This is a genomic window from Paenibacillus sp. OK060 (assembly GCF_900101205.1).
GTDB classification, from domain to species: domain Bacteria; phylum Bacillota; class Bacilli; order Paenibacillales; family Paenibacillaceae; genus Paenibacillus; species Paenibacillus marchantiae.
This window is the reverse complement of sequence record NZ_FNFR01000001.1, coordinates 699,264-711,771: the sequence shown is the minus strand read 5'-3', so window position 1 is coordinate 711,771 and position 12,508 is coordinate 699,264. Positions and strand designations below refer to the sequence as shown.

At 45.1% G+C, this 12,508-nt stretch carries 10 protein-coding genes; 1 reads left to right on the top strand and 9 read right to left on the bottom strand.

What is annotated here, in order from left to right:
- Window positions 1-8: 8 nt before the first annotated feature.
- The 9 genes from BLS14_RS03275 to BLS14_RS03235 all read right to left on the bottom strand — a co-directional run bounded on the left by BLS14_RS03275 (window position 9) and on the right by BLS14_RS03235 (window position 11,256).
- Complete coding sequence (locus tag BLS14_RS03275; protein WP_090805833.1) at window positions 9-1,106, bottom strand: HD-GYP domain-containing protein; 1,098 nt, start codon at window positions 1,104-1,106, stop codon at window positions 9-11.
- A 277-nt stretch (window positions 1,107-1,383) separates the two neighbouring features.
- Window positions 1,384-3,219 carry a UbiD family decarboxylase gene (locus tag BLS14_RS03270; protein ID WP_063563440.1) on the bottom strand — a complete coding sequence of 612 codons (1,836 nt, stop codon included), beginning with the start codon at window positions 3,217-3,219 and terminating at the stop codon, window positions 1,384-1,386.
- A 277-nt stretch (window positions 3,220-3,496) separates the two neighbouring features.
- Window positions 3,497-4,834 (bottom strand): sensor histidine kinase, encoded by a 1,338-nt coding sequence (locus BLS14_RS03265; RefSeq protein WP_090949506.1) that lies wholly within the window; start codon window positions 4,832-4,834, stop codon window positions 3,497-3,499.
- Window positions 4,831-5,499, bottom strand: coding sequence for a response regulator transcription factor (locus BLS14_RS03260; RefSeq protein ID WP_063563439.1), 669 nt, complete (start codon window positions 5,497-5,499; stop codon window positions 4,831-4,833). The genes BLS14_RS03265 and BLS14_RS03260 overlap by 4 nt, the downstream gene beginning before the upstream one ends.
- Window positions 5,500-5,544: 45 nt before the next feature.
- Window positions 5,545-7,509, bottom strand: a complete 1,965-nt coding sequence (locus BLS14_RS03255) for an ABC transporter ATP-binding protein/permease (RefSeq protein ID WP_090949504.1) — start codon at window positions 7,507-7,509, stop codon at window positions 5,545-5,547.
- A gap of 203 nt (window positions 7,510-7,712) precedes the next feature.
- Window positions 7,713-9,005 (bottom strand): amidohydrolase, encoded by a 1,293-nt coding sequence (locus BLS14_RS03250; protein ID WP_090949503.1) that lies wholly within the window; start codon window positions 9,003-9,005, stop codon window positions 7,713-7,715.
- Between the two features lie 80 nt (window positions 9,006-9,085).
- Complete coding sequence (locus BLS14_RS03245; RefSeq protein WP_090949499.1) at window positions 9,086-9,379, bottom strand: hypothetical protein; 294 nt, start codon at window positions 9,377-9,379, stop codon at window positions 9,086-9,088.
- A gap of 88 nt (window positions 9,380-9,467) precedes the next feature.
- Complete coding sequence (locus BLS14_RS03240) at window positions 9,468-10,565, bottom strand: saccharopine dehydrogenase family protein (protein ID WP_090949497.1); 1,098 nt, start codon at window positions 10,563-10,565, stop codon at window positions 9,468-9,470.
- Window positions 10,549-11,256, bottom strand: a complete 708-nt coding sequence (locus tag BLS14_RS03235; RefSeq protein ID WP_090949495.1) for a class I SAM-dependent methyltransferase — start codon at window positions 11,254-11,256, stop codon at window positions 10,549-10,551. The genes BLS14_RS03240 and BLS14_RS03235 overlap by 17 nt, the downstream gene beginning before the upstream one ends.
- A 129-nt stretch (window positions 11,257-11,385) precedes the next feature.
- Between BLS14_RS03235 and BLS14_RS03230 the strand changes: the two genes are divergently transcribed.
- Entirely contained in the window at window positions 11,386-12,501 is a 1,116-nt protein-coding gene (locus BLS14_RS03230) for a helix-turn-helix transcriptional regulator (protein ID WP_090949492.1), read from the top strand.
- Window positions 12,502-12,508: the final 7 nt, after the last annotated feature.

Here is a 12,508-nt window from a genome sequence, read left to right as displayed (position 1 = left end):
ATTCAAACTTAGATAATTAATTCATTAATGGCAAGAGTGCGTTCTTTGGACAGATCACGATATTGTTCCGATTCCACCTTGATCAGTGGTTTAAAAATATCGGATGTATTGTTCATGACAATAACACCCCGCTCGCCGTTGCTCAGCAGTACTTGTTTACCAATAAAATTAGGAAGCAGATGCTGCATCAAGGCTTGAACCGGCTTCTCATTCAGTTTGCCGAATCCCATCGCATAAATATCGCGCAAGTTATTGATCAGGTTCGGATTGCTGCTTCCGTGACTGCCGGATCTCATCCCGATGTATATGTCAGCGACTGATACGATCTGTGTATATGGATGAATTTCGTCTTTCTTCAGTTGCATCGGATATCCGGTACCATCCTCCAGTTCATGATGCTGAAGAGCTACCAGCGCTGTAGCCTCATCGGTCATGGAACTTTTGATAATATCATGTCCATAGATCGTGTGACGCTGCAATTCGAGCTGTTCATCTGCGGTTAACGGTTCCACCTTGTTGCGTATCCGATGAGATACCTTGCATTTGCCAATATCGTGAAGATAGCCACCACGACTGATCTGATAACTTTCTTTTTGGGAATAACCAAGCCAGTTAGCTAGGTAAAATGACAACAGTCCAACCTGAATGGAATGTGTGTAGTTATTGACATCATCCCGTTCCAGCATCATCAGGAGATGCACGACATCCTTTTGCTCGTCCAATCCCTCCACCATCGGTTGAAGCGCATCGTCCACCATTGTTGCGTTGAACTTGCCCACAGTCAGCGCTTCGAGAAACGCGGATTGATAATTATGTACAGTTTGTATAAATTGGGATTTCATTTCTTCTTCAGGCGGTTCTTCCTTGGTGCTTGTGCTTGTGCTTGCTCCAGATGCAAATTTTGCTGCAGCAGCAAAGAATTCCGCTTCCGTGATCTCTTCCTCGCGTGGTTCAATATCCACATAGTCTACGCGGTGCTGCATCAGCAAGGTGATATCTTCACTTTTGATCACAGTACCCTGACCCAGAACGTGTAATCCCGCTTCGCTGAATGTATCCGCAGTTAGACGGTCTCCATCTTGCAGGTTCATAATATGGATTCTCAAATCGGTATTCCCCCTGAACAATCATTTATAGTCAACAGTACCCGTTAGATCGGGTCCCAAAAATCCCTATACTACTTTATATCGATAAATACATTCTTTTTCTCCATAGTCCAAACGACCTTAATCGTAAAAGGAAATACGAACGTATAAGACTTTATTCTCAGTCCCATTTCCAAAAAAGTCCCGGTTTGAATTTGTATTTAGATATCTGGCATATCGCTTTACACATATATAACCAAAAAGCCCAAAAAAATCTTTGGGCTTTTATTGAATTCAACTAAATTTTGATTGAACTCAGGCTCGCTCCCTGTACGAAAAAGCGTTCAATCCCTTTCTCAACAGATGGGTCTGGAATTAATGGTGGTGCCTGATGCGGCTTCACTCTGGCATCGATAATGATCTGGTCACAGCCCCAATGTTTATAGTTGTAACTGCTGTTCACACCGTACATATCATGGGACGGATTACTGCGGGTAAATGTCGCCCACAAGAAGTTGCTGAGATTCGCACTCAGGAAAGAACTATCGTCACATAATACAATCATTGGACAAGAAGACAGGTCTCCTTTTTCCTTCAGCATGTCCGTAAATGCCTTCATTTCTTGTTCTGTATCCGCATAACTATTGAATGGCGCACCCTGAATAGCTACAATTCCTGGCATCACCAGCTGCGGATTACTATAACCTCGGATATCCTTCAATGTCTCCGGTACTTCACGGCACAATTCCCGTTTCTTGTCCCCATAGGCTGCAAATACAACCTTACTGCCGCTGTTCAACCCGGTTCCCGAGTAATCCAGCGTATCGATCGTTGTGTTGGTATGGAAATGAATGTCCCGTTGCAGATCCATTCGTTCCAGGATATACGTCAGGAACTCCACTTCTCGGTGCGTATCCAGCGGTTGCTGATCTTCTGCTGTGATAAACAAATACTTCGCCAGACTGAGCTGGCCTGTACCCAGAATACGACTCGCAATCGTCAGCAGCTCTGTTGGCTGTTTTACCGTCTGATAGGGCGTATACCGCTCACTTCCGATCGCGAACAGAAGCGGATGCACTCCTGCTGCATCGACAGCATGGACTTCTTTCACACCGGGAACTTCCTGTTTAATGGCATCACCCGTAATTTCGTGAATCAGATCCCCAAATGCAGTATCCTCTTGCGGAGGACGACCCACCACGGTAAATGGCCAGATCGCATTCGGCTTGGCGTACACTTTATGCACTCTCATTAGTGGGAACGGATGGGTCAGACTGTAATATCCAAGATGATCACCAAACGGTCCTTCAGGCTTCGTCTCGTCCGGGTAAATATCACCCGTGATGACAAAATCGGCGTCATTGCTGATGCAATACCCATCCTTATAGCTGTAACGGAAACGCCGGCCGGCAAGTAGCCCCGCGAAAGTCATCTCACTGAGTCCTTCAGGCAAAGGCATCACTGCAGAAAGTGTATGTGCCGGCGGACCCCCAATGAATATACTCACTTTCAGGGGTTCTCCCTTTTTGACTGCTTTGGCCTGATGAATACCAATTCCGCGATGGATCTGATAATGAAGTCCAATTTCCTTATTCAGTTCATAATCATTACCACTTAGCTGTACCCGATACATGCCCAGATTGGAGTTCATGATGCCTGGCTTGTCTGGGTCTTCCGAATAGACTTGAGGCAGCGTAACGAATGCTCCACCATCCATAGGCCAATGCTTGATCAACGGCAGATCCGAGATTTGAATCTCTTGCGCGGTTACAGGCAAACTGATGGACTTCTGCTTAGGTAGAGCCTGCCACGCGGCAAGACCGGTGCTGATATGCTGAAAAGGCGTCTTGAGTGCCTTCATTGGATCATCCCGGACAGCCATGACACGTTGTACACCTTCAAGCGTTCCACGGAACATGAATTTGCTTCGTTCCAGTGTACCGAACAGGTTCGAAACAGCCTGGAACTTGGAGCCTTTCACATTTTCGAAAAGCAGAGCTGGGCCTTTCGCCTCATGCACTTTCATATGTATCGCTGCCATCTCCAAATGAGGGTCCACTTCTTCCTTCACTCGAATCAAATGTCCATGCTGCTCCAGATCATTAATGCAATCTTCCATATTGCGATATTTCATTGGATGGCTCCATTCTGTATATAATAAATTGTTATGTTCATATATTCACATAGATGTGCAGGGGTAGCGGATAGAATAAAACGTTGAATCTAATTTACTCTCGTCACCATATAAATGGATTGATACTCACATCTCTTCTATCTTATCAAATCATCTGCCACTAAACAAAACAATATATCAGATCTTTCACGCAGTGCTCACCAAAAAGCAATATTTAAGCAACAGGGTCTTGTATTCTAAGGACCAAGATTGCTTCAATATTGCTAATTGAGCTTACTTAAGATGTAGTCGAAGGTCTGGGGATCGTAACCGTAAACTGCGTTCCTTCTTCAACCCTGCTCTCCACATCAATTGTACAATCATGCAATTTCAAAATTTTAATCACGATGGAAAGCCCTAATCCATTACCTCTAAGAGCACTGCTCCGTGCTTTGTCCACCATATAAAATCGATCGAAAATATACGGAAGGGCCTCCTCGGGTATTCCTTGTCCTGAGTCTCTAATCGATACCTTCACGAATGACGTGGACATCTCGATTTCGATGTGAATGGACCCATCGGTACCCGTATATTTTATCGCATTGTTGATTAAATTCTGCCAGACCTGCTCAAACAAATCTTTATCGACCGTGATCTCGCAAGGCAATAAATCCAATTCAATTTTGATATTTTTGTGCGCCCACTGGGGCTCCGCTAATACGATCGCTCTTCTTAATTGTTCATCTAATTGGAACGTACTGAGATTAAACGGATGGTGCTCCGAGTCCAGCGAGGCTAACCGAAGTAAATTATCACTAAGCCTGGAAAGGCGTAATGTTTCCTCGTATATGATATCCAGATGCTCTTTCTGCTCTTCCAAAGGGATGACACCATCTTGCAGCGCTCTTGTGAATCCTCTAATCGATGTTAGTGGGGACTGCATTTCATGAGAGACATTACTGACAAAATCATCACGCACCGAGTCTATTTTTTGCAACTCACGGGCCATATGATTAAAGCTCTCCATCAGCTCACCAAACTCATCTGGATTATTATGTTTCAACCGGACAGACAGATCGCCTGAAGCCATTTTCTTAGCTGCAGCAGTTAGCCTTTTGATCGGTTTCACAATGTACCCAGACATGAACATGATTAATAAGCTTCCTATGACTAAGACAGTTAATAGCGATATAAATAATGTACGTTTCACATTATGAAAAATCGATGAAAAATTAATTTTGATCAGGAGCGCATCTTTTTCTTCATTCATCCTGGGAACACCAACAATCGCTGTCTCATCTTTATTGGATAGAATAAACGCTTCCGTGGTATTTTCATCGAATAATTCATGAACTTTATCATCTGGTAGTGAAGCAAGCACTTCACTTTGTTCATTCACGGAGTTTATGTCCAAGCCGTATCGTGCAAAGATATCCAAGCTTGTTTTCACTTTTTCCGGATCATCAATCAGATTTATCATCGTAGCTATGTCTTCGGCAATCGTAACCATAGAATGATTTGGTGTGTTTTCCTGAGACCGCATATTTAATATAAAGGAGAGAATTAAACTGACGATCACAATACCAAAAAAGGTAACTACGATTCGTAGACGCAGGCTTTTCCTCACGATTTTCATACACTCTCCAAACGATATCCAAGTCCTCTTATCGTCGAAATGATCAACTCAGGGATCGGTTCAAGCCGTTCTCGTAACCTTTTGATATGCACATCAACGGTACGCTCATCACCTTCATAATCGATTCCCCATATATCTTCTATAAGCTGTGTACGTGTGAATATTTGCCCTGGCAAACTCGCCAGAGCAAACAACAATTCACATTCCTTCTTTTTCAATTCAACCGTTTGAGCTCCTGCCTCCACTGTCAAATTGCTCAGATCAATCGTTGCACCGCCTATATGAATAACATTCGATGAAATCTTGTTGTATCTCTTCATTAAAGATTTCACACGCAAAATTAACTCCACAGGATCAAAAGGTTTTACTAAATAATCGTCTGACCCTGCATTGAATCCTCTGACTTTATCCTTGGATTCTCCTTTGGCAGTCACCATTAGAATCGGAATATCCAGATAAGATCGAATGTCTTCGGTCAGTTCAATACCATCTACTCTTGGCATCATCACATCTACAATCGCTAAATCAATTTTGGTATGAGAGAGGATGTTCAGTGCTTCTTGGCCATCCGGCGCTTCCACGACGGAAAACTGATTTTTTTCGAGATAAATTCGGATTAATTTGCGGATATGGGAATCATCATCCACCACAAGAATCGTGTTCATGTATCCATTATCCTTTCCGCAATTTTCATTATTCACAACTTAAATTTATTCGTATCGTAAGGATTCCATCGGGTCCAGCTTGGCAGCCTTCGATGATGGCATCAAACCAGCGATGATACTAATCACTGTACTTACAACGATTCCGAACACAATGTAGTATCCCGATAAATTTATTAGCTTAGCTCCAAAAGCGTTGTCCAAGAGAATATTCAACACATAACTAATAATTATCGCAAATACTACCGCAATGATTCCACTGAATACCCCCAATAGAGCAGATTCAGAAAAGAAAATTCGCTTGATGTCCTTCTTTCTTGCTCCAATCGCACGAAGGATTCCGATTTCCTTCGTTCGTTCCACGACACTAATGTAAAGCACAACCAATATCATAATACCGGATACGATTAACGAAATGCCTGCAATACCAGACAGAACGATCGTGGCCATGTTCACGTATGTCGTGATATTTTCCATGATTTTTGCCGACTGGGAGCCTGAGAAGCCCGCATCAACAGCTGCTGCATTAATATCATTGACATATTTCATATCGGTTGCATAAGCGTTAACCTGAATTGGCCCAATCGTTATTCCTTTGTCCGCATACATTTGCTCCAACGTCTGTGATGAAATGTAACCCGGTGATTGCTGCATTGGTGATCTTTGATCTGACGCTTCATAAATACCCGATATGGTTATTTCTTTCTCCAAAGTTACCGGTTTATTATTGCCATCCATCTCATTGATATATAGAAACACAGACTTGCCGATCATGGATTCAGCTTGGTCATTTCCACTTAATTTATTCGCCGTATCGAGGGGTAACAACATCTCATTTTCTACCGGAAGCTTACCCGTTGTTAGCGTTGCTGGATCAAAAGCATCCGTTAACGTCGTTAACTGCGTAAGTGCCACACTTTGCTTTGAATTAACCATAGTCGATTTGCCTGTAATGGTAGTGATGGTCTCTACATGATCCACATTAGGGAATTTGCGAATAGTCTCAATGTCGGCTGTTGTAAAAGGTTCGCCTGCTGCCATCAAGGCTTGCGGGCCTTGCATATCTTTGGCATCTGCACTGGGCTTCGTTATATCCACAAGCAAAGGGTCCATACTTGAATTGATTTCGTCGTTCATATATGTCGTTATTCCATTACCCAAGGAGAGCATCAGGAGTACGCTTAAAATCCCGATCGACCCACCCAATGCAACCAGTACATTACGCTTGCCGTTGAGTTTCATATTTTTGAGAGCCATTTTGAAAGAAGCCAGTAAGCCCAAGTTTCTGGAAGCACCACGACTGCCTTCATAAGTGGTCAAGGAACGATCTTTTAGATGGATATCATCCTTAATCCGTCCCTCCTCAACCTTCACAATACGCGTACCGGAATCAGCTACTTTCTGCGAGTGAGTTACCGCAATGACCAGCATCCCTTTTTGCGCAATACTGTCCAGCAGAGCCAAGATTTGATCCCCGTTTTCCTTATCCAAAGCACCTGTTGGTTCATCCGCCAAAATAATGTCTGGATTGTTCGATAGTGCACGAGCAATGGAAACCCTTTGCTTCTGTCCACCCGACAGCTGGTTAGGCCGTTTGTTCAGATGATTCTTCAGCCCGACCTCGGTCAAAATATCTATAGCGCGCTTATTGCGTTCCTTTTCACTTGTGTCCGTCATTTGCATGGCAATCGTAACGTTCTCCAGCACAGACAGATGCGGGATCAGATTGAAATTTTGAAACACAAAGCCGATATTATTCTTCCGATAATCATCCATTTCCTTTTCAGTCATAGCACTTAAGTTCTTTCCACGAACAAGGATCTCCCCTTCAAAATCGGAGTCCATTCCACCAATAATATTCATAAGGGTTGACTTTCCGCAACCCGATTCACCAAGGATCGAGACGAATTCTCCTGTCTCAAAGCTCAAATTCACATCATGGAGCACAGGAACCTTTTCCTTACCATACAGCGTGTATGATTTCTTCACATGTTTTACTTCTAATATAGTCATCTTGATCTCTTCCTCTCCAAGTCATACACCCTATCTATATTGGCCATTTCACATTCTAACAAATTTGTGTGAACTGATAATGAACTGGACAATTCGCGTCTGCCTGGTAAAAGAATTGTCGCTGTCAAAAATCAATATGTAAGGAAAAGCAAACGGAGCCCTACTTTCATTAGGACTCCGTTTGCTTAGTTCCGCTTGGCACATTAAATCCCTTCCACAATATGCTTCGAACGAACCTCTACTTGACGGAAAAGTTCTTCCTCATCTATCGTTAGCAGCTGCCTGCCTCTCATGAGCACACGACCATTCACAATGGTGGTATCTACATCGGCGCCATTCACGCTGTATGCAAGCAATGATTCCAACTGGTGAACCGGCTGCAAATGCGGTTTCTTCAGATCAATCAGAATCAGGTCGGCCTTGCGCCCAACTTCCAGCACACCTACTTCATCCTGAAGGTTCAACAGACCTGCACTTCCCCGTGTAGACATGTGTAGTACCTCTCTTGCCGACAACCGGGTAGGATCACCATAATCCAGCTTTTGCAGCCAGGTCGCAGCCTTGATCTCTTCAAACATATCGATGGTTGTCGCACTGCCTGCCCCGTCAGTTCCAAGACCCACATTAATTCCCTGTGCAATCATCTCGGTAATTGGGGCAATTCCGCAGCCCAGCTTCAGATTGCTGACCGGATTGTGCGCTACTCCACCACGCATGCCTTTCAGTCTGCCAATATCTCTGCGATTCAGGTGTACACCATGGGCAAGCAGTACGTGTGCTTTTTCGAACATACCTGCCTCTTCCAAATACTCCGTTGGCGTCATGCCATAGCGTTCACGAATTTTCACAACTTCCTCTTTCGTCTCAGCCAGATGAATGTGGATAGGCACATTCTCCTGTTCCGCCATCGCAATGACTTCCCGCAAAGGTTCTACTGGGCAAGTATAGGGAGAATGCGGGCCATACATCGTCGTAATTCGACCCTCAGCCTTACCCGACCAACGTTGTACCAAATCGACCGCTTCCTGTAATCTGCGCCCTCCGTCATCCTCCACAAATACCATTCCGCGTGTGAGAGATGCCCGAATGCCGGTTTCCGTCACCGCTTCTGCGATTTCATTCATGTGAATGTACATATCAGCGTAAGCTGTAGTTCCTGAACGGATCATCTCGGCGATGGATAATCGTGCTCCCCAGTATATATCTTCGGGTGTCATCCGGGCTTCTGCAGGCAGCATCTTACGGTCAAGCCAGTCCATCAGCTTCAGATCATCCGAGAATGCTCGTAACAGACTCATCGGTGTATGCTGGTGAGCATTGATCAGACCTGGCATTGCCAGTTTATATTGACCATCCATAATGTCATCACCAGGTTGAGCCTGAATGTGGGGAGCAATCTCTGCGATACGGTCGCCTACAATGCGAATATCCCCCTTAAAGGGGGAATCGGTGTCTTTCATCGTTAAGATTGTGGCTTGCTGGATTAATATACTCATTCGTTTCACAACTCCTCTAGGTTTGGATTGCCTTACTTCCAAATCCGAGGATAAGCCTTCACGTAACGGCAAGGTCAAGACTAAGTTAATTTTTGAGTCGTCATCGTTCTGAAAGTTTGGATAAAAGGTTTGGGATCTATGTTGACCATATAAGGATAGACTCCGGTGCTGGTATGTAGATAGAAAAAACCACCTTCATTCCCCATTCTCCGAAAGGACATGTCGAACACTTCCGTAATATTAAACTCGCGGTATTTCGTTACAATCTTGTCCGAGTACAGGATCATGGACCGATCACTATACAGTACTTCCTGTGCGAGACCCGTCACTTCTCTCTGTACTTTGTAATAAGGCAATACAGCAATGCAGTTCATGATCTCCCTCCGTTCTACCATGATTATTTGTTCCATCATAGCAGATCGGAGAGCCTGAGCAAAAAAATGATCCAACAACATATATGATTTACGTAATCTTCGTTGTTACTTTCAATGGAAAACGAAGTGCTTCCTGAATATGCTGCAAGGAAAGGCATTGTTCAATGTGAAAAACGCCATGCGGTAGTTCCGTCCGATACATTCTCTCCGCTACCGCCGCCGCAACTGCTGCTGTTGCATCTGCTTCACGCTCGCCAACCAGCAGCTGCTCGAAATGGACTTGTTTGCCCTTTTTCCATCCCACTGCATCTACCTTGACTGCAAACATCGGCTCCCCTCCGGGAATAACCCCAAAAGCCTTGACCGTACCATTACGAAGGGAGGGAATACGCAGTAGTGTGAACAGCCCCATACGTTTCGAAATTGCCATGGATCTAGTCATCCAACGGGAATCGAGACATAACCGAGTGGAAACCGTTGGAATATCAAGTGTACGAGCAACGACGTGTTGATCCGAAAAGTTAAACCGATATGCTTTCCTGCGGCCCAAGTCTGCGCCAAAATCAATCCATTTACCATCGTGAAAACTTTGCACTTCCGCTGGCTTACCTTTTTTCATGACCTGATAGGTAGCATTCATCTGATCCACAGTCCACTCCACCGCGGCTTTTCCGTGTTTTTCACCCAGCCCCAGCATGACAGTAATGTCCGCTTCGTCTACTTGCTCCATATGGGCACCTGCTTCACGCACAAGCAGATTGGTCACCCCAGGCGACAGTCCCACACTAAGCATGGCTGTTGCTTTGGAACGCTGCATTTTGGAATGCAGCTGTTCGACCTGACCCAGAAAGTCATAATTGGCTGAAATATCAATATAATCTGTCCCTGCTTTCGCACAAGCCTCGACAAATTGGGTATCCGCCTGGTCCACACACATGATCACCAACTTGACCGATTGAAGCACAACAGGGTCAATCGCTTTTCGTACATCCAATTGAAGCGGCTGGACTATACCACCCGTAGATCGGCTGAATTCCTCAGCCCGATTCATCCGCGTACCTGCCGCCCATACCTTGCCGGGAAACAATCGTCCCAGTTGCGTACATATCATTTGCCCCACCTGACCATATCCGCCAACAATCCAAATCTGGTCTTTCACAGAATCTGTTTTAGTCTCGTTTCGCATAATACCCCTCCACCCAGAATGCTCCGAAATAACGTGTAATGTGCGAAAATCCGCATTCTTTCATCAGCCCAATCATTTGTTCAGATGAGATAGGATCCGATTCTCGTCCAAGGGAAGCTGCAAACCGCTCCCATTCTTCCTGCTGAATACCATTACTTAACATGTGATCCTGCCAGCCTTGCATCATGGTTGGATATACAGGCGAATGAAGATCGGCATTCACTGCTGCAATAATGAGTGGCGCCCCAGGCTTGAGTCTGGCCGCTAGATTGGACAGGAACCGTCTTTTGGACTCGATCCCCTGAATAAAATGCAGCATTAGCATACTTGTTGCCCCGTCGTAGACCTCACCTTCCGGTAACGCTTCAAGCGTCATGGATTTAAGTTGCACTCTGGCTTCGATCCCCGCCTCCCGGACTCTTCTCTCTGCTAACTGAAGCATCGGCTGGGAAGGATCTACTCCAGTAAACGTCCATCCCGCATGGCGAGAACCAAGCAGAGCTAATTCCTTACCTCCACCTGCTCCGACAATTAGTATCTCAACTTCGTTGTTATCCGTGATAGAAGCGGCAAGCAGTTGCTCCATCAGATCATGCATATGAGAATAACCCGGAATTTTCAGGGCTATCGATTGTTCGTAACGGTTTTCATCCGCCGTATCCCAGTTCAAAGATGGTTGATTGTGGTCCATCGATACTACACTCCTCATGGATTCAAGTTAGACTTGACTCTTCGTTCGTCTAATTTCATTATAGAATGATACGCAGAGCGTACAATCCCAGAACAATGGGATATCTGCATGTGGAGAGGAGAAAGCTTTATGACATCACGCATGGAACCGAACCAGCGACTCATTACTTCTCTCGAAAAAGGAACCTGGACCTCGCGCACCTACCGGGAAGCTGTCCTGAAACAAATTCAGAACATCGTTCCCTATGACGCGTATTGCTTCACAACAGTTGATCCACAGACTCTTCTCTCAACAGGTGCCGTGACGGAAGACGGCATTGAAGCCATTCATGACCGGCTGTTCGTTAATGAATACATGGAAGAAGATATACATAAGTATGCTGATTTGATTCACAGCGGCGACTATACAGCGATCCTTCATGCATCGATAAGCGAAAACCCTATTGCAAGCGCTCGGTATCATAACATCCTTCAACCCGCAGGTTTCAGTGATGAACTTCGGGCTGTACTGGTCAGTGGCGGAGCCTGTTGGGGGTATCTAACCCTATATCGCAAGACGGAACAACCCGTATTCACGGAAGAGGAGCGACTAAGCATTCAGGCCTGGACACCTTCTATTGCATTGATGTTACGATCCACAAGTCTGACTCTTATGGACGAGATTAAGAGCGGAAGTCCCTCGGACCCTGGTATTATGATCACATCGGACTCTTTCGAGCTGTTATCCGTGAACGCTCCCGCTCAATATTGGCTATCACAATTACGTTTACTAGAGCATGTGGGACCAGATGTATTGCCGCGCCCAGTCCGTGCAGTCAGTTCGCATTTACAGCGTCAGATTCGTACAGATTCCGATTTGATGGTTGCGCAAGAACCTATCCTTCATTCGCCTTCCAAAGTTTGCATTCAACTCCTGGATGGCCGTTACCTTGTGCTTCATGCCAGCCGCATGCAACAGTTTTCAGGTCCGGATCAGATTGCGATCAGGCTTGAACAGGCTATGCCGCAGGACTTACTGCCATTACTTGCAGAGAGTCATCGGTTGTCCATTCGGGAACGAGAACTATTGGGTTACGTGCTGCGCAGTTATTCTTCCAGAGAAATTGCGGAAGCGATGCATATATCAGCTTACACGGTACAGGATCATTTAAAATCCATTTTTGCCAAAACAGACGTATCCTCCCGCCGTGAGTTAATTTGGTATTTCGTATCCCGTTTCCAGTTGTCCGATGAACCAGCTATTTGAATGTTAT

Bases quoted from the DNA above. Each gene is read 5' to 3' on its own strand.
- BLS14_RS03270 (WP_063563440.1), bottom strand. From the start codon at position 3,219: ATGAAATATCGCAATATGGAAGATTGCATTAATGATCTGGAGCAGCAT.
- BLS14_RS03265 (WP_090949506.1), bottom strand. From the start codon at position 4,834: ATGAAAATCGTGAGGAAAAGCCTGCGTCTACGAATCGTAGTTACCTTT.
- BLS14_RS03260 (WP_063563439.1), bottom strand. From the start codon at position 5,499: ATGAACACGATTCTTGTGGTGGATGATGATTCCCATATCCGCAAATTA.
- BLS14_RS03255 (WP_090949504.1), bottom strand. From the start codon at position 7,509: ATGACTATATTAGAAGTAAAACATGTGAAGAAATCATACACGCTGTAT.
- BLS14_RS03250 (WP_090949503.1), bottom strand. From the start codon at position 9,005: ATGAGTATATTAATCCAGCAAGCCACAATCTTAACGATGAAAGACACC.
- BLS14_RS03245 (WP_090949499.1), bottom strand. From the start codon at position 9,379: ATGAACTGCATTGCTGTATTGCCTTATTACAAAGTACAGAGAGAAGTG.
- BLS14_RS03240 (WP_090949497.1), bottom strand. From the start codon at position 10,565: ATGCGAAACGAGACTAAAACAGATTCTGTGAAAGACCAGATTTGGATT.
- BLS14_RS03235 (WP_090949495.1), bottom strand. From the start codon at position 11,256: ATGGACCACAATCAACCATCTTTGAACTGGGATACGGCGGATGAAAAC.
- BLS14_RS03230 (WP_090949492.1), top strand. From the start codon at position 11,386: ATGACATCACGCATGGAACCGAACCAGCGACTCATTACTTCTCTCGAA.